General features: G+C 62.6%; 17 protein-coding genes and 1 pseudogene. 8 read left to right on the top strand and 10 right to left on the bottom strand.

Going from position 1 to position 17192, the window contains the following annotated elements:
- Positions 1 to 140: 140 nt before the first annotated feature.
- The 6 genes from FCU66_RS38895 to FCU66_RS38870 form a co-directional block, all read right to left on the bottom strand.
- The gene (locus FCU66_RS38895; protein WP_136615908.1) at positions 141 to 1445 is read right to left on the bottom strand and encodes a DUF6638 family protein; all 1305 of its coding nucleotides are present in this window, start codon (positions 1443 to 1445) and stop codon (positions 141 to 143) included.
- Between the two features lie 219 nt (positions 1446 to 1664).
- A complete protein-coding gene (locus FCU66_RS38890; protein WP_136615909.1) occupies positions 1665 to 3575 on the bottom strand; it encodes an AAA family ATPase in 1911 nt (636 codons plus the stop codon).
- Positions 3576 to 3599: 24 nt separating this feature from the next.
- Positions 3600 to 4745 (bottom strand): hypothetical protein, encoded by a 1146-nt coding sequence (locus FCU66_RS38885; RefSeq protein ID WP_136615910.1) that lies wholly within the window; start codon positions 4743 to 4745, stop codon positions 3600 to 3602.
- Between the two features lie 31 nt (positions 4746 to 4776).
- A complete protein-coding gene (locus tag FCU66_RS38880; protein ID WP_136615911.1) occupies positions 4777 to 5865 on the bottom strand; it encodes a hypothetical protein in 1089 nt (362 codons plus the stop codon).
- A gap of 308 nt (positions 5866 to 6173) precedes the next feature.
- Entirely contained in the window at positions 6174 to 6563 is a 390-nt protein-coding gene (locus FCU66_RS38875) for a c-type cytochrome (protein ID WP_136615912.1), read from the bottom strand.
- 108 nt (positions 6564 to 6671) lie between these two features.
- The gene (locus tag FCU66_RS38870) at positions 6672 to 7529 is read right to left on the bottom strand and encodes a LysR substrate-binding domain-containing protein (RefSeq protein ID WP_136615913.1); all 858 of its coding nucleotides are present in this window, start codon (positions 7527 to 7529) and stop codon (positions 6672 to 6674) included.
- Positions 7530 to 7630: 101 nt separating this feature from the next.
- Between FCU66_RS38870 and FCU66_RS38865 the strand changes: the two genes are divergently transcribed.
- The gene (locus tag FCU66_RS38865; RefSeq protein ID WP_136615914.1) at positions 7631 to 8527 is read left to right on the top strand and encodes a DMT family transporter; all 897 of its coding nucleotides are present in this window, start codon (positions 7631 to 7633) and stop codon (positions 8525 to 8527) included.
- Between the two features lie 182 nt (positions 8528 to 8709).
- On the opposite strand, the gene FCU66_RS38860 is transcribed toward FCU66_RS38865, so the two are convergent.
- The gene (locus FCU66_RS38860; RefSeq protein ID WP_136615915.1) at positions 8710 to 9321 is read right to left on the bottom strand and encodes a thymidine kinase; all 612 of its coding nucleotides are present in this window, start codon (positions 9319 to 9321) and stop codon (positions 8710 to 8712) included.
- A 257-nt stretch (positions 9322 to 9578) separates the two neighbouring features.
- On the opposite strand from FCU66_RS38860, the gene FCU66_RS38855 reads away from it, so the two are divergent.
- The 3 genes from FCU66_RS38855 (at position 9579) to choV (ending at position 12684) form a co-directional block, all read left to right on the top strand.
- Positions 9579 to 10514: a choline ABC transporter substrate-binding protein gene (locus tag FCU66_RS38855; protein ID WP_127262898.1), complete on the top strand. Its 936-nt coding sequence runs from the start codon at positions 9579 to 9581 to the stop codon at positions 10512 to 10514.
- A 137-nt stretch (positions 10515 to 10651) separates the two neighbouring features.
- Positions 10652 to 11506 carry a choline ABC transporter permease subunit gene (gene choW / locus FCU66_RS38850; RefSeq protein ID WP_013529957.1) on the top strand — a complete coding sequence of 285 codons (855 nt, stop codon included), beginning with the start codon at positions 10652 to 10654 and terminating at the stop codon, positions 11504 to 11506.
- Positions 11503 to 12684 (top strand): choline ABC transporter ATP-binding protein, encoded by a 1182-nt coding sequence (gene choV / locus FCU66_RS38845; protein WP_136615916.1) that lies wholly within the window; start codon positions 11503 to 11505, stop codon positions 12682 to 12684. Before choW ends, choV begins: the two co-directional genes overlap by 4 nt.
- Positions 12685 to 12744: 60 nt before the next feature.
- Here choV and FCU66_RS38840 read toward each other — a convergent pair whose 3' ends face one another.
- Together FCU66_RS38840 and FCU66_RS38835 are read right to left on the bottom strand one after the other, a co-directional pair.
- Positions 12745 to 14151, bottom strand: a complete 1407-nt coding sequence (locus FCU66_RS38840; RefSeq protein WP_136615917.1) for an ATP-binding protein — start codon at positions 14149 to 14151, stop codon at positions 12745 to 12747.
- Positions 14148 to 14864, bottom strand: coding sequence for a response regulator (locus tag FCU66_RS38835; protein WP_136615918.1), 717 nt, complete (start codon positions 14862 to 14864; stop codon positions 14148 to 14150). The genes FCU66_RS38840 and FCU66_RS38835 overlap by 4 nt, the downstream gene beginning before the upstream one ends.
- Positions 14865 to 15097: 233 nt before the next feature.
- Here FCU66_RS38835 and FCU66_RS38830 point away from each other — a divergent pair, with 233 nt between their 5' ends.
- The 4 genes from FCU66_RS38830 (at position 15098) to clpS (ending at position 16639) form a co-directional block, all read left to right on the top strand.
- Positions 15098 to 15400 (top strand): hypothetical protein, encoded by a 303-nt coding sequence (locus FCU66_RS38830; protein ID WP_136615919.1) that lies wholly within the window; start codon positions 15098 to 15100, stop codon positions 15398 to 15400.
- Positions 15401 to 15438: 38 nt separating this feature from the next.
- Positions 15439 to 15717 (top strand): hypothetical protein, encoded by a 279-nt coding sequence (locus tag FCU66_RS38825; RefSeq protein ID WP_136615920.1) that lies wholly within the window; start codon positions 15439 to 15441, stop codon positions 15715 to 15717.
- 162 nt (positions 15718 to 15879) lie between these two features.
- A complete protein-coding gene (locus FCU66_RS38820; protein WP_136615921.1) occupies positions 15880 to 16194 on the top strand; it encodes a hypothetical protein in 315 nt (104 codons plus the stop codon).
- A gap of 139 nt (positions 16195 to 16333) precedes the next feature.
- On the top strand, positions 16334 to 16639 hold the full coding sequence (clpS, locus tag FCU66_RS38815) for an ATP-dependent Clp protease adapter ClpS (protein ID WP_136615922.1): 306 nt from the start codon (positions 16334 to 16336) through the stop codon (positions 16637 to 16639).
- Between the two features lie 226 nt (positions 16640 to 16865).
- Here the strand turns inward: clpS and FCU66_RS38810 are convergent.
- A pseudogene (locus tag FCU66_RS38810) lies at positions 16866 to 17192 on the bottom strand (hypothetical protein); the annotation flags it as partial.

The raw sequence follows: 17192 nt of genomic DNA, 5'->3' as shown, positions 1-17192 counted from the left end.
AAACAACAAGTTAGAACGAAATGGCGGTTCATTTCGTTCTAAAGCGCGTCGGGTCGAAACGGATTCATGCGACGCGCTTTAGGTCTTTGGTTTATGCATGTCGTTCTCCCAAAACCGCGGTCACTTTTGGGCGACATGCATTAGTCAGTCAGGCCGTAGAGGCGTGTGCGAAACGCCACCTTGTCCTTCAAATATGTGGTTTTGAGAACGTCCACAACATGCGATCGCCAGGCGTCGCTGAAGCCGTCATAGTCCTTGTAGAAGCCCTGCTTATTGAAGATGTAGCGCGAGACGAAGTCCGACGGCACGAAATCCGAGATCAGCCGGTTGGTCAGCCAGGCGTCGGGATGGTCAGGCTTGGCGCGGATCACCAGGAAGCGCTGCTGCGGGAACACATCCTCGATCTTGAGGTGGCCGAGCTGGGCGATCTCGCGCTTGGCGGCGTTGAGGAAGGGAAAATTGCCGTCCCTGGTGATCAGGTCGGCATGGCTCTGGATCCAGGTCTGCAGCCAGACCTTGTCGACATCGGTCAGGTTGCGGTCCGGCTCGGCGTCGCGGATCAGCGCGCGCACCACCATCTCGGCGCGGTGCTCGAGATAGCCCGAGGCCTCGACCCAGGAGGCACGCGGCAGCTCGATGCGGCCGGTGGTGGCGAGGAACTTGAACACCTTGTCGGCGTCGTTGATCGAGAGATAGCTGACCTGCCACGGCCGTGAGCGGCGGAAGCCGGGTGCTGAAGGATCACTGATCACCGTCGTCATATCAGGGTCGACGAACACGTAGAGGCCGCCGAAATGGCTCGTCCAGTAGGCGTTGTGGCGGAAGATCACCTGGTCCGGCACCAGCGCGTTCTCGCGGATGTCGCCGCAGATCTTGGCGAGCTCGACCATGCGGGTCAGCATGGCGTTGTCGCGCCAGGCGTCGGGCTCCTGCTTCAGCCTGTCGACGAGCTTGCCGAGTTCGGCGGCCTTGCCCAACACATCCTCGGCCGACAGCACCTTGAATTCGACCTGGCTGATCGACAGCAGGTCTTCGATGTCGTTGACCTTGGGAACGGAATCCTCGATCTCGCCGTAGATGACGTCCTTGATGGTCAGCGCGTCGATGGCGCGCTGGTTCTTGGACATGAACTCGAACATCAGCTGCGAGGTGTTGGAGAAGGCGGTGTGCACCACCGGCAGGTCGACCTGCGACGGCGTCAGGATGATGAAACGGCGGTTGACCTCGTTGGGATCGAGATAATCGTAATCGCCGCATTCCTCGGCCACTTCGGGCGAGAAGCCGGTGCGGTCGATCTGGAAGCTTTTCAGTTTCGTTGGCTTCAAGCCGAATGCGGCCAGCGCCTTGTTGTAGCGCTGGATCAGATGCGGCTCGTCGACCGTCAGCAGCCGGCCATAGATCAGCTCGTTGTCGCGCAGAAGATCGGGTTTTTTGGCGGGGCTCATCTTCCCTTCTCCCCGTTTACGGGGAGAAGGTGCCCGAAGGGCGGATGAGGGGCGCGGATCTTCCTTCTCCCCTTGTGGGAGAAGGTGGATCGGCGCGCAGCGCCGAGACGGTTGAGGGGTGTTGGCCGGAGCGCCGTCGGTGCCAAGCTGGAACACCCCTCATCCGTCGCCTTCGGCGACACCTTCTCCCACAAGGGGAGAAGGGAAGGACGGCGCGACTCACGCATTCCACAGCCCCTTCTTCTTCATCTCCTCCATCTCGCGCGCGGCCCGTTCGCGCAGGCGGGCGTCGCGCAGCAGTTTTTGCACCGCGGAGTCGTCGGACTTGTCGGAATAGCGGAACTCCGAGTCGGCGTAGCGGTTGATCTCCTGCATGACCATGTCCATCGAGAAGGGGCCGCGCAGTTCCTCGATCATCGCTTTCTTCTCGTCGTAGCCCTTGTGCATGAAGGCTTCCGGCTTCTCGAACCAGTCGTCGGGAAGCTCGATGTCCATGGCGCGCATCTTGATGGCGTCGGTGACGTTCTTGATGGCGCGGCCGGTGAAGCGCGGCTCGGCATCCTTGATCAGGTGCAGATAGGTGCCGATGTCGGCCATCGATTTCGGCGCGCCGTTCTCCTTCATGTAGCGTTCGTAGACCTTGATCAGCCCGTCTTCTTGTGGCTTCTCGTGCTCCTCATAGGCCTCGGTCACGGCGCGCTGGATTTCCTGCGCGGCGTAGAGATCGTGGTCGCCGAGCGGGATCTTGTGGTTCTTGCCGGCAAGCAGCACGAAGATGTCGATGTAGTCGTCGCGGCTCTGCGGCCCGTCGACCAGCCAGCGGGCGCCGGCACGCTGGCGCAGCGCGTCGTCGACATTTTCGGGGTAGTTGGAGAACATGCCGAATGAGCAGTTGCCGCGCACCACGGTGGCGGCGCCGGCGAAGGCGTCCATCAAAACGCCGGTTATCTCCTGCTGGCCGGCCGAGGCGCGGTCGTCGGAGCGGCGCGCCGCCACCTGGTCGATATCGTCGATGGTGCCGAAGCCGATGACGCGCGGGTTCAGCACATTGTTGATGAACTGGCGGCAGTTCTGGCCTGACTTGCCCTGGTAGGACGAGATCTGGTCGACGCCGAAATTCTCATAGGCGAAGGGATAGCCGGCGACCTGGCAGTAGCCGTTGACGAGGCCGGCGATCATCTGGATCAGCGTCGTCTTGCCGGTGCCAGGCGCGCCGTCGCCGATGAAGGTGAACAGGAAGCCGCCAAGCTCGACGAACGGGTTCAGTTCGCGCTCGAAATCATAGGCCATCAGCATCTTGGCGAGCTTGACCGACTGGTATTTGGCGATGTGGTTGCCGACGACCTCTTCCGGCGTCTTGAAGGTCATCACCAGCGGCTTGGAGCGCTTGCCCGGCGCCACGTCGAAACCATCGAGGGTGAAATCGTCGACATCGATGCGGATATGGGCGTTCTCGAACGGTCCAATGCCGTCGAAGCGACCCTTGCGCGCCAGCAGCCCGTCGATGGCGACGCGGGCAAACGCGCGTGCCCGGGTCATCAAATCGGCGTCGTCGGACGATCCCGAGATCGCCTTGTCGAGGCCGGCGAGGATCGACTTCACCGCATCCTGCGGCGTGTCGAACAGGAAGTCCGGTTCGGGACTATCGTTAGGCGCCTCGCCGTCGCTGTCGATCAGCTGGAACAGATAGGAGGCGAGGCTGAAAGCCGAAATGTAGGCCGAGGCGGACAGAAGCTTCTTGAAGGTAGACGCCTCGTCGCCTTCAAGCGGCGCGCGGGTGTTCTTGGCCTGCAGGCTTTCGAGGTCGGAGCCTTCGGCGAAGACGTCTGATACTGCGAGCGCGATCGCCGTGCCGCGCCGGGCGCGAAACAAGAGCGTGTGCTGCGGGATGGTCAGCAGCTGGTCGTCGGGATGGACGGCGCCGACGGTCTTCGACAGTTCGACCTCGCGCGTGCGGCGCACCGAACCGACCGAAACGGTCGAGACGAAGCGGCGGTTGGTGCCGGCAAGTGCGGTGCCGGACTCGCGTGACGGATCCTCCAGCACGACAATGCGGGTGATGAAGCTCTGCGCGGTGGCGCGGTGTTTCTCGATGGCGGCTTCCGGGATGGTGGTCAGGCCGTTATCCATGAAGGGTGCTCCGTGGTGTGACGGTCAGACGTCTGAAATGACCTGTCCATTGGACAGGATGTGAACCTTGTAGCCGGCAAAGATCTTCTGCGCCTCGCCGGCGGCGTAGAGCGCCTGGTAGGCCTCATGCGGGATCAGCGCGTGGTTTTCGTAGCTCGACACGCCCTGGCGCGCGGCTTCCAGATCGTCGGTGTTGATGAAGAATTCCTGCGTCGTCTTTTCGCTCGAAAACAGGCCCTTGCGGCCGGGTTTCTCGCTCTTGGAATAGACCTCCTGGATGGTCCAGGTCAGCAGCCAGGCATTTTCCGGCTTGCGCACCTTGTCCAGGACCTCGGTCACCGTCGAATTGTTGTCGGTGATGCCCGCCGAATAGAAAGGGCCGAGCACGACGCGGCGCAGCTGCTTGGGGTGCAGCGGCTCGAAATCCTTGTCGAGGTTGACGGCGATGGTCGCCGGCGACAGCGTGTAGGCCGAATTCTTCTCGGTGAAATCGTCGAAGCGGTGGGCAAGCTCGGGATTGAGCAGGCCGTCGACCGGCAGCGGAATGTCGATCGTCTCGTTCAGCTTGCCGTTTCTGTCGACGAGCTGGCGGATCATCGCTTCGGAAGAATCCTCCACCGTCACCATATAGACCAGCGGCAGGTTGGCGCTGCCGTCGAACGTCGCCCAGTGGACGAGATAATAGGGCCGCGCCGTCTTCGGGTTGACCGAGACCTTGGCCGTTTGCGCCAGGGTGAACGGGCCGAACGTGTTCTCGCTTTTCACGTCCTCGAGATAGAGCCGCTCGGCCATCGACTTCTGCAGCGCTTCGGGGAATTCCTTGTGGCGCAGGATGAAGTCGGCCATTTCCTCGCGCAACTCGCCGGCCAGCGGAATGTTGGCAAGCCGCGCGTCGGCCTGGCGGCGGTCGTTTTCCAGTTCGAGCAGGTTCTGGAACACCGGGAAGCCGCTCTCGGCGCGCGAAATGCGGAACGTGTCCATGAAGCCCAGCCGGTTGCGCCAGCAGGCAAACGACTTGTCCAGCCGGGCGATGTATTCGGCGACGATCTTGGCGACGATGCCATGCCGGTAGAGCGGCGAGCGATCGTCGCGCATGAACACTTCAAGGCCGCTGAGCGCGGCCGTGATGGCGGAAAAATACCGTGCCGCCGCTTCGTTTTCGGGGGTCATGCCTGTGCGCTCGTGGGCAGTCCTGTCACCCCTAAGACTGCACGTAGTTTGCCGAATTGTGCTTCTTCAGCACCTCGTCGAAGCGGCGGGCGAAGGCATCGTCGGCGAGCTTCTTGCGGCGCTGGATGTCGGCGGTGGCGACCATGTTCTTCTCGTGCATCTCGAGCAGGTCGCCGATGTGCTTTTGCGAGGCAGCACCGATGCCGGCCATGGTTTCCTCGGCGGTGTTGTCGACCTGGCTGCCCAGCGTGTTGATCTTGTGGGCGACGTCCTGCTGGGCGGCGGTCTTCAGCGAATCTTCCAGCGCCTTGTAAAGCACGATGCGCTGCTCGGTATCGATGGTCAGCTTGTTGATCAGCGTCGACTGCGCGGCGATCTGGTTGTTGAGCGAATCGACGAAGGTCTGGAACATCGAGGTGTAGCGCTCGAGCGTCTGGCTCTCGGCAAGCAGCTCCTGCTCCTTGGCCTGCTTTTCATTGTATTCCGTCGCCAGCTTGGAGCGTTCGCCTTCAAGCTGCGTGCGGTCCTTCTGGCTGGTCGAAGCGGCGATCTTGTTTTCGATGTCGAGCAGCATCGGGTTGAGCTCCTCGATGCGCTTCTGCACGGCTTCGAGGTTGGTCATCGTGGTCTTGCGGCGCTCGATGACCTGCGACAGGCTGGTCTCGGAGGTCTTGTAGCGCTGGTCGAGGACTTCTTTCTGCGCCTTCAGGATGCCGACGATGGTGTCGGACTTGACCAGCAGTTCCTGCAGATTGCCGGCCAGCGACATGTTGCGGACGCGGTCGGTGCGCATGCGCTGCTTGCTCTGGCTGGAGAAGACGCCGATGAATTTTTCCCAGCCGGTGTAGTTCTTCATGCTCTCGAACTCGGCGCCGAAGACGTTGGTGGCGTCCTCCAACCCGATGATCAGGTCGGCGATGTTGCCTTCCATCACCTTCTGCTGCTTCAGCACGTCCTCGATGCGGGCGTTTTCGATGTCAAAATTGGCGTCGCCGATCTTCTTGTCGGCGGTGGCGAGCGTGTCAAGCACGGTGCCGGACTGCTCGATCTTGGTGCGCATGTCCTGCACGACCTGCTTGGTCTTGGCAATTTCGGCGTCGAAATTCTGCAATGTCGCCATTGGGGCCTCCCGCTTCGGCATCACGTCGCTGGTCGCGAACAGCGGCGAATATATGTGGGGCATCCGGGGATTGAAAGACGCAAGACAACAACCGCCCCGAAAACAAAAGAATCCGTCGCGGTCTTGAAAGTCAATGAAGGCGGGGTCATGGCGTGATTAGCTTGTCGGTCGGACATAGTTCAGCTGCCATTGAACTTTCATGCCGCAAAACGATGGCGCATGGATGCCTTTGTATTCGGCAAACCACTGAAGCAATCGCGGCCGCGATATGCGAAGCGAAAGCCGGCTTTACAGAGGCGGACAGCGGATCAGGGCTTGGGATCGGCCTTCAGATAGGCGATGACATTGGCGATGTCGTCGTCATTGGTCAGGCCGGCAAACGCCATCTTGTTGCCAGGCACTTTCAGCTTGGGGGCCTTGAGGTATTCGGCAAGGTTGGCTTCATCCCAGACCAGGCCGGCAGCACCTGCGCCCTTCATCGCCTCGGAGTAGTGACCAAGAAAACTTTCGGCGCTACCGGCTGTGCGGCCGACGACGCCCATCAAATGCGGGCCGACCTTGTCGCGGTCGGTGGCTGCTTCGTGGCAGGCGATGCACCGGTTGAAGACATGTTTGCCCAGGGCCGGGTCACCGCCGGCATGGGCGGTAAGCGCGGTGGCAAGGAGAAGAATGCTGGCGGACGAAGCGGCTCGAAACATGGCTGACCCCGGAGAGCTCTGGCTGTCGGCCTTATAGGGCCGAGGCCTTAACAAACGCTGCATCGTGGCGGGATTGCGGAAGACACGCCATGACAATTGCATAGCAAGTCAGGCTTGCTGGGCCAGGTCGCGGCGTAGGAAATCATTCAGCCGTTCGACCGCCGGCTTCGTCGACAGCGGGTTGCGCAGGATGCCGATTTCGAGGTCCGGCAGCACCGGAAGCCCTTCATTGCCGCCGATGATGCGCAGTGAAGGCGGCACGCTGCGCAGGGCGAGGCCAGCCACCGCGAGCCCTGCCTGGACGACCGCGATCAGGCCAAGCAGAGAGGCGCTTGAATAGGTGCAGCGATAGGAGCGGTCGGCATCGCCAAGCGCCTGCAGGACATTCATCCTGGCGGCGCAGCCAGGTTCGAACAAGGCGACAGGAAGCGGGTCGGCCTGCCAGGCGACATGGTTTGGCGAGGCGACCCAGACGAAGCGCTCCAGCCGGATCACCTCGAGCGGCTGCTCCGGCAAGCGGGTGACGATGGCGAGATCCAGCCGCCCCTCGGCCAGCGTCTTCACCAGTGCGGTCGATTGTTCGCAGATCAACTCCACCGTCACCAGGGGATGCTCCGCTGCGAAGCGCGACAGCACGGGCGGCAACAGGAAGGCGGCATAGTCGTCCGGCACACCCAGACGGACGCTGCCGGTCTCCTTCGGCCGGGTGACGCTTGCCCATGCTTCATCCGACAGCTTCAGCAACCGACGCGCATAGATCAGGAAATCCTCGCCGATGGCATTGGGAGTAACCGTTCTGGGACCACGCACCAGAAGCTGGTTGCCGACCATCTCCTCCAGCCGCTGCATCTGCATGCTGACGGCCGACTGGCTGCGGCCCACCCGAGGTGCTGCATTGGAAAGACTGCCGCTCTCGACGACGGCGACGAAGGTTTTCAGCAGATTGAGGTCGAGTGGCGCGGCCATGGTGCTATCAGCATATCGAATAGATGTTCCCAAATCTATTCGCTTGTTTGAAAGCCTTGCCAGTGACCAGATGGCTGCCGCACCAGCTGGACGAACACCCCATGGCAGACGCATCGACAGCCCGCTTTCCGGCCGCGAGCCTCGCTTTGGCGATGGTGATCGCCGGAACGGTCGGCGCTTTCGTCACGGAATCGGGACTGCATCCCGTCACCGTCGTCTTCTGGCGGTGCGTGTTCGGCGCGATCTTCCTGTTCGCATGGTGCCTGTTGCGCGGCTATCTGCCGGACCGGACGCTGTCGCCGTCCCGGCTTGCCCTTGCAGCACTTGCCGGCGTCTGCATGGTGCTGAGCTGGACGGCCTTCTTCGCCGGCTTCGCCATGACGTCGATCGCCACGACGACGATCGTCTACCATGTCCAGCCGTTCTTCGTGGTCCTGATCGGCGTGGCTTTCCTGAGGGAACGCATCTCGCTCGACCAACTGCTGTGGATGTTCGGGGCGTTTGTCGGGGTCGTGCTGGCCAGCGGCCTCGTCGTCGCGCACGGCCATCCCGATGCCAGCCGGGCGCTGGGCATTGCGCTGACGCTGGGCGCCGCCTTGCTCTATGCCGTTGCAACGATCCTCGCCAAGGGCCTTGGCCAGCAGCGCGCCGAGATCACCGTGCTTTGCCAGACGGTGGTTGGTATCGTCATGCTCGCCCCGTTCGCCGGCATCGGCCAACATGTTGCGCCCGCGTCATGGGGCTGGCTGCTCGGCATCGGCGTGCTGCACACCGGCATTGCCTATGTGTTGATGAATTCGGCCTTTCCGCGCCTGACGACACCGGTGATCGGCGTGATCACCTTCATCTACCCGGTCGTCGCGATCATCGTTGACTGGGCGATCTACGGGCATCCGCTCGGACCGGCGCAGGCAGCCGGCATGGCGCTGATCGCATTGGCAACGCTTGGCGTGCGGCTGGGTTGGCGGTTTCCGAAATGGCGTGTCTCGACTGTATGAGCCCGGAGCAATTCCCGCGAAAGCACGTGGCGCTTCCCCCTAGAGCCGGATGATTTCAGGTCGAATCGACCTGAAATCATCCGGCTCTAAATCAAATAGATAGAGCATGATGTCGTCCGAAAACCGCCTCACACTTTTCGGCATCATGCTCTAGGAACTGCTCCAAAAATCAAGAGATAGAGTCAGCCTTTGATAAAGCCGATGAAGTCGTCGGGCGCGGCGCGGCCCATCTCTTCTTCCCAGTGGCGGCGGCAGAGCGAGACATAGACGTCCTTGCCGATCGCCACCTGCTCGCCCTGGCGCGCCACCTTGCCATCGGGGCCGAGGCGCACGACCATCGTCGCCTTGCGGCCGCAGCGGCAGATGGTGCGCACTTCACGCAAATCGTCGGCGATGGCCAGCAATGCGCGCGAGCCGGAAAACAGCTTGCCCTGGAAATCGGTGCGCAGGCCGTAGCACATGACCGGAATTTTCAGGCGGTCGGCGATACGGGCGAGCTGCCAGACCTGCTCTTCCTCGAGGAACTGCGCCTCGTCGACGAAGACGCAATGCACCGATGTGTGCGCGTGGTGATCGGCGACGCGGGCGAACAGATCGTCGCCGTCACGGAACATCTCGGCTTCCGTCTCCAGGCCGATGCGCGACGAGATCAGGCCGGTATCGCCCTTGCGGTAGTGGCCGGCGACGAACAGCATCGTGCCCATGCCGCGCTCGCGATAATTATACGACGCCTGCAACAGCATCGTCGTCTTGCCGGCATTCATCGTCGCATAGTGGAAATAGAGCTTGGCCATGCCGCTCTTTTAAGCCGACTTGGCCTGATACGGGGAGGGGCCGCGGCGGCATTCCCCTGAAAAAGCCGGCCCGTCTCTGAAAAAGCTGTCCGGCACGACAAAAGCGTCGGCCGTGTCGCTCATTGGCCAGCCCGCGCCGTTGATCGTGATTGCCTTAACGCTTGAATCCACACCAGAATGGTGTTTGGCTGACGAAACAAGGCGGGCAGAGAAACCGTTACTACGCCTCGCCAAAGAATCACAATGGGAGAATATCTATGTCGCGCATGAATTCCTTCGTCGCCGGCCTCGGCCTGGCGGCATTGTTGTCCACGAGCGCTGCCTTCGCCGGTGATCCGGCAAGCTGCAAGGCGGTGCGCCTTTCCGATGTCGGCTGGACCGACATCCAGGCGACGACCGGCATTGCATCGGTGCTGCTCACCGCACTCGGCTACGAGCCGCAGACGATCCAGCTGTCGGTCCCGGTGACCATGGCTTCGCTGAAGAACAAGGACCTCGATGTCTTCCTCGGCAACTGGATGCCTTCGATGACCAACGACATCAAGGACTACACCGCCGACGGTTCGGTCGAGACGATCAGCACGAACCTGACCGGCGCCGGCTACGGCATCGTCGTGCCGACCTATGTCGCGGATGCCGGCGTCAAGTCGCTGACCGATATCGGCAAGTTCAAGGACAAGTTCAACGGCAAGATCTATGGCATCGAGGCGGGCAATGACGGCAACCGCATCATCCTCGACATGATCAAGAACCCGAAGGACAATCTCGAAGGCTTCGAGCTGGTCGAATCCTCGGAGGCCGGCATGCTGACGCAGGCCGAGCAGTCGATGAAGAACAATGAGTGGATCGCCTTCCTCGGCTGGACGCCGCATCCGGTGATGGGCGCCATGAAGATCACCTATCTCGACGGCATGGGCGACAGCGGCTTCGGCGCCGCCACCGTCTTTACCAATGTGCGCAAGGGCTACACCACCGAGTGCCCGAATGCCGGCAAGTTCATCGCCAACCTCAAGTTCAATCTGGACATGGAAGGTCAGATGATGGACGCGATCCTCAAGGGCGGCGATGCCAACACGGTTGCGGCCGACTGGCTGAAGAAGCACCCGGACGCGGTTGCCCCGTGGATCGCCGGCGTGACCACCTTCGACGGTGGCGACGCTGCGGCTGCCGTCAAGACCGCGCTCGGAAGCTGAGCCGACTGAATTCGGCAAAGCCGAACCAGGAAGGGCAGCCATTTAGAAAAGGCTGCCCTTTTTCATATCCTGTGACAAGATGACGGGACGATGGTTGAGGCCGAGGGCAGGGCGGTCTCCTGCATGAGAGGGGCGATATGGATCCGATTTCGAAATTCATGGTCGATCACAAGATTCCGATCGGCGCCTGGGGAAAGGCGTTTTTCGGTTTCCTCACCGACAATTTCGACACTGTGTTCAGGGCCTTTTCGAATGGCCTCAATTTCCTGCTCGACGGGCTGGTCGGCATCCTGCTGATGGTGCCGCCGGTGCTGCTGGCGCTGATCATCGCCGTCATCGCCTGGTTGCTGCAGCGCTCGAGGCCGCTCGCCATCGGCGTCTTTCTCGGCCTGATCTTCATCATCAACCAGAATTTGTGGAAGCAGACGGTGCAGACGCTGGTGCTGGTCGTCGCGGCCGCTGCCATGGCCATGGCCATCGGCGTGCCGCTCGGCATCTGGGCGGCGCACAAGCCGAAGGTCTATCGCGTCATGCTGCCGGTGCTCGACCTGATGCAGACGCTGCCGACCTTCGTCTACCTGATCCCGGTGCTGACCCTGTTTGGCCTCGGCAACGCGCCCGGCCTCATCGTCACCATCATTTTCGTCATCCCGACCGCGGTCCGGCTCACCCATCTCGGCGTCGTCTCGGTGCCGAAGTCGATCGTCGAGGCCGGCGAGGCTTTCGGCGCCACCAAGAGCCAGCTGCTGTGGAAGGTGGAGCTGCCCTCGGCGCTGCCCACCATCATGGCCGGTCTGACGCAGTCGATCATGCTGTCGCTGTCGATGGTGGTGTTCGCAGCGCTGATCGGCGCCGGCGGCCTCGGCACCGAAATCAACCGGGCGCTCGGCTCGCGCCGCATCGACCTCGGGCTTGAGGCTGGCCTGGCAATCGTCGTGCTCGCCATCGTGCTCGACCGGATGACCCGAATTGCGGTTGGAGGCAAGAAATGACCGTCGCCGTCGATTTCAGGAACGTCGATATCGTCTTCGGCGCCGACCAGGCCGGATCGCTGGCGATGATCGACGCCGGCGCCACCCGCGCCGAGATCCTCGAGAAGACCGGCAATGTGCTCGGCTGCGCCGGCGCCAGCCTGACCGTGAACGAGGGCGAGATCTCGGTGCTGATGGGCCTGTCCGGCTCGGGCAAATCGACATTGCTGCGGGCGGTCAACCGGCTCAACGTGGTGTCGCGCGGCCAGGTGCTGGTCAAGGATGGCGACAAGACGGTCGACGTCGTCACTTGCGACGAGGCGACGTTGCGGCGTCTGCGCCAGAAGCAGGTGGCGATGGTGTTCCAGCAGTTCGGCCTGCTGCCCTGGCGCACGGTGGAGGAGAATGTCGGCCTCGGCCTCGAACTCGCCGGCGTGCCGGAAGCCGAGCGCAAGGAGCGCGTGCAACGCCAGCTCAAGCTGGTCAATCTCGACCAGTGGTCGAAGAAATATGCGCATGAGCTGTCGGGCGGCATGCAGCAGCGTGTCGGCCTGGCCCGCGCCTTCGCCACCGAGGCGCCGATCCTGTTGATGGACGAGCCGTTCTCGGCGCTCGACCCGCTGATCCGCACCAAGCTGCAGGATGAGTTGCTGCAGCTGCAGGCCGAGCTGAAGAAGACCATCATCTTCGTCAGCCACGACCTCGAGGAGGCGCTGAAGATCGGCAGCCACATCACCATCATGGAGGGTGGCCGCATCGTGCAGACCGGCGCGCCGGAAGACATCGTGCTGCGGCCCGCCAACGACTATGTCCGCGACTTCATCGCCAATGTGAACCCGCTGTCGGTGCTGACCGCCTGGAACGTGATGCGCGACCGCCGCGACCTCGATCACGGCAAGGATGGCTGGGTGTGGCTCGACCGACGCAAGACGACACGCTTCAAGATCGACGATCACGGGCTGGTGGCGGCGGCCGAACGCGACGGCAAGCCGGCGGTGTGGGTGTCCTGCGCCGACGTCGAGGGCCAGCCCGAGGAAGTAGCGCAGGTGTTCTGGGCCAATCCCGGCACGTCGCTGAAAACCGTGATGCTGGCCATGCACCGTTCGCAGACCGCACCCGTGGCGCTGTTCGACGACCAGTCCCGCTTTGTCGGCGCCATCGGCATCCGCGATGTGTTGAGCGCGGTGCTGCGGCGGTAGTTTCTTCGGAACCGGAAGTCGATGAGGCGCTGCGATCGGGCGCGCCTCGTTTTTACGTCTTTAAGCCGCCAGCGGCAGGCGCAGTTGCGTCAGCAGGCCACCACCCGGATTGTTGGACAGGCTGATCTCGCCGCCGGCGGCACGCGCGATGTTGCGGGCGATGGTGAGACCCAGCCCGAGACCGCCGGTCTGGCGGTTGCGCGATTGTTCGAGGCGCACGAAAGAGCCGAACACGGCGTCGATTTGGGCCTGCGGTATGCCCGGCCCTTCATCGCGGATGGTGAGCAGGATCATGTTTTCCGACCGGCGCAAGCTGAGATGCGCCTTCTTGCCGTAGGTGACCGCGTTCTGCACCAGATTGGTGACGCAGCGCTTGAGCGCGACCGGCCGCGCCATGCAGATCAGACCGCGTGATCTTGTATCGTCGTCGAACGAGACGTCGTCATAGCTGTCGGCGATCGATTCCACGAGCGACCAGAAGTCGATGCGTTCGTTCTTTTCCTCGGTTACCTCGAAGGTGGCGAAGTCGATCACCGAGCTGGCGATGCTCTCGACATCGGCGAGATCGTGCGCCAGCGCCTCGCGAACCGCCGATTTGCGCAACAGCTCCAGGCGCAGGCGCATCCTGGTCATCGGCGTGCGCAGATCATGCGCCAGTGCCGCCGCCAGATGTTCGCGGTCCTCGACATATTCGCGCAACCGAGCCTGCATGGCGTTGATCGCCTTGGCGGCGGCGCGCACCTCGCGGCTGCCGCCTTCAGCGATGGGCGGGCTCTTCAGGTCCTTGCCGATCCGGTTCACGGCGGTTTCCATCATCCGGTAGGGCGCCGTCAGCCGGCGCAACGACCAGATCGACATGATCACCACCAGGCCTGCGATCAGCGAATAGAGCGGCAGGCTGTCGAAGCTCAGGATCGGCCCGACGGGCGTGTTCGGCTCGGTGAAGTTCAGCCATTGGCCGTCGGCGAAACGCACCGACGCCGTCAGCTTGTCGCTCTGGGCGAAGTCGGCTGCCAGCACCAGAAGGTCGCGTTCCACCTGGCCGATATCGGGTCCCGGCGCCATGCCGGTGGCGTCGTCGGCCTCGCGCGTCGCCGGATCGCGCCGCACGCGCGCATCGGTGATGCCGAACTTCGACAGCCGACCGACGAGGATGTCTTCGAGTTCCGCCAGTTCGTCGTCGCCGGCAATCGACGAGGTGACCGCCGGCGTGTCCGAGACGGTGAGCGCGTAGGTGGAATTGAACAGGCCGGTCGCCGTCGCCTTGCGTTGCTCCGGCGTGGCGTCATGCATGAGCTGCACCAGCGAGTAAGCGCGGTCGTTGAGCCGGTAGAGGTCGACCTCGTCATTGGCGGCGGCGCGGTCGCGCGACACGATGTAGAGGGTCGCGACCTGGCTGATCAGCAGGCCGGCGATGACGATCAGCAGCACCCAGACAGGCAAGGTCTGCGGCAGGAAACGTCTCATTCGGAGGTCGTCTCAGGCAGGAACTGGTAGCCGCCGCTGCGCACGGTGAGGATCAGCTTGGGTGTTTTCGGGTCGTCTTCCATCTTGCGCCGCAACCGACTGACCAGGATATCGATGCTGCGGTCGAAGGAATAGTCGCTGTCGCCGCCGGACAGTTCGATGAGCTGGTCGCGGGTCAGCACACGTTGCGCGCTCTTGACGAAGGTCTGCAGCAGGTTGAATTCCGCCATGGTCAACTCGACCCTGACATCGTCGGGGGCGATCAGCCGGCGCCGCGAACTGTCCATCGTCCAGCCGGCGAAACGGTAGATCTGCTTGGTGGTGGCGCGCTTGGGTTCGGCGGCGCCATTGCGCCTGAGCACGGCGCGGATGCGCGCCAGCAACTCGCGCGGGTCGAAGGGTTTCGGCACATAATCGTCGGCGCCCATCTCCAGGCCGACGACGCGGTCGGTCGTCTCGGTGACGGCGGTCAGCATGATGATCGGCGTCGAATACTGGGCGCGCAGGTCGCGGCACAGCTCCAGCCCGCTCTTGCCGGGCAGCATCACGTCGAGGACGATGAGATCCACCTGCGTGCGGCGCAGGATGGTCTCCATCTCGATGCCGTCGGCGGCAACCGAGGTGTGCAGGCCCCGCTTCTGGAAGAATTCCTGCAGCAGGTCGCGGATGCCCTTGTCGTCGTCGACGATCAGTATGTGTGCGTCGGATTTCACAGCAGCCCTGTCATTGTTGATTGCCAAGCCGTTCTGTCGCAACCCACACGATAGAATTCAGGCCATATGTTGGCCAGTGGTGATGATGGGTTCACACCGGCTTTCTCAGACACAATCCAGAAACAAAATTCTACAGTTCAGAAAAACTCCTGAAAAATTTCAAAGGCATAACGGATCTCGTGGCGGTCAGGTCATCGGCTGCGACGCTAGTCTCCGGGTTTACGGATAAACCGATGCCAAGGTTGTCGATCAGTTTGTTGGGTGCGTTGCTGGGCCTTGGCCTGGTCACTGCCGCTGTCGGACAATCGGACGCAAAGGTGACGCTCACGACCCGGAGCGAACGGTGCGCCAATCTCAGCCACCAATTTGATGAAGCCCTCGAAACCCATGCCACGGCAACGCAGGTCACCGCGGCAAAGGCACTTCAGAGAAAGGGCAACCGGTACTGCGCCGCCAAGAAACAGGCGCAGGGCATCCGGATGCTCGCCAACGCTTTGAAGCTGCTTGGAGTGACACCGAACGACCCGGTTCAGTGACATCAGAAATTCGACCCGCATAAAAAGGAAATGAAGCCATGAAAAAGTCCCTCCTGTCCGCCCTCGGCCTCTCCGTTGCTCTCGCCTTCTCGATGCCGGTTCTCGGCAACGCAGCCGCCACCACGACCGCTGCCCCGGCTGCTGCCACCACGACCACCGCTCCGGCTGCTGCCGCGACGACCACCGCTCCGGCCAAGGCTGCTCCGAAGAAGGTCGCCAAGAAGACCGTCTGCAAGGTGACCAAGAAGCACAAGTGCCCAGTCAAGAAGGCGCCCGCGAAGGCGGCGGCCCCGAAGGCTGCTCCGAAGAAGCCCTGATCAGCTTCGAGGTCAGTTCTAGCAGGGCCGTTCCAGCCGCAAACCGGCTGGGGCGGCCTTCTGCCAAGTGCATGGTCGATGAGCTGAACACCGGCGGCTTCCAGCCACGCATCTCGATCGTGCTTAACCCGTTTGCAATGCCGGTCGTGTAGGACAATCCGCATGAAGAAGCGGCTTTCGTCCATTTTGCGCTCGATGGTGATCGGCGGCCTGGTGGCCACCGGCGTCGCCAGGGTGCTGATCCTGTTCACCGCCAGCCCGGTACCGGATCCGGCCAGCGGGCGCACGGAGCCTTCGCTGTTTGCGCCGGCGATTTCCACCAATTGGGACTACATCACCCCGGCACAGACCTGGCTGCTGATCATGCTGACCGGCGCGACGCTGATCTGCGCCGTCGCATGGCCGATCGCGGCATGGCTGGAACGTCGGGCAGACGCGGGCGCAAATCGCCGCATCTTTGGCCGCCAGGGCCGTTGAACGGCAACCGACACTTTCCCACATGATTGTGAATGCCCGCGCCCGCCGGACATTGGCTTTGCGCGTCAATCAAAATGGACGGCCGCTTTCGCTGGTGCCAGAATGGCGGTCAGGTCGCTTATACAAATTGTCGGTTCCGATGCCTGAAATCACCACAAAACCGCGTACCCAAGTCAAGCCGCAGGTCGAACGGCCGAAGCTCTACAAGGTCATCCTCGTCAATGATGATTTCACACCGCGCGAATTCGTGGTGACGGTGCTGAAGGGCGAGTTCAAGCTCAGCGAAGACCAGGCGCACCGGGTGATGATCACCGCGCACCGGCGCGGCGTCTGCGTCGTCGCCGTCTTCACCAGGGATGTCGCCGAGACCAAGGCGACGCGCGCCACCGATGCCGGCAAGGCCAAGGGCTATCCGCTGATGTTCACGACCGAGCCGGAGGAGTAGGGCAGGGATTGTCCTTAGCTTCCTTTTTGCAACGCTGGTGATTGGCGAAATCACTCGCAACAGCGTCTTTCGCCCCGTTTACGGGGAGAAATGTCCGGCAGGACCCGGCAGGACAATGAGGGGCGGCGCTGACGTTGGCCATCATATGTCTGCCGTCAAGATCGCTGATCATTTCAGGCCGGGGCTGCCCCTCATCCGCCCTNNACGGGGAGAAGGAAAAAGGAAGCTACCGCCCCTCGCGGTACCACATCGAACCCATTGCCAAAAGCAGCAGGCCGAGGCCGAGGAAGCCGCCGAACAGCGGCACGCGCGAGACGGCCTTGAGCACGCTGTCGTCGGTCGTGCGAAGGCCGATCCAGTCGCTGCCGGACGCAGCACCAGCCGAGCGCACGGGCACGATGGAAGGCAGCGTCACGTCGCTGCCAAGGGCCGTGGATGACGCCAGCCGGCGAACGCTGCCGCCGGTGGCTTCCGCCGGCGCCTTCAGCCGGTTTTCGGTGGAAATGACATCGGCGAATTCCGGTGCGTTGACCGGGCCGACATGGGCGAGCGC

Source organism: Mesorhizobium norvegicum, from assembly GCF_004919685.1.
Taxonomy (GTDB): Bacteria; Pseudomonadota; Alphaproteobacteria; order Rhizobiales; family Rhizobiaceae; genus Mesorhizobium; species Mesorhizobium norvegicum.
Note: the sequence above shows the minus strand (reverse complement) of the source record. Positions and strands in the feature narration are given on the sequence as shown.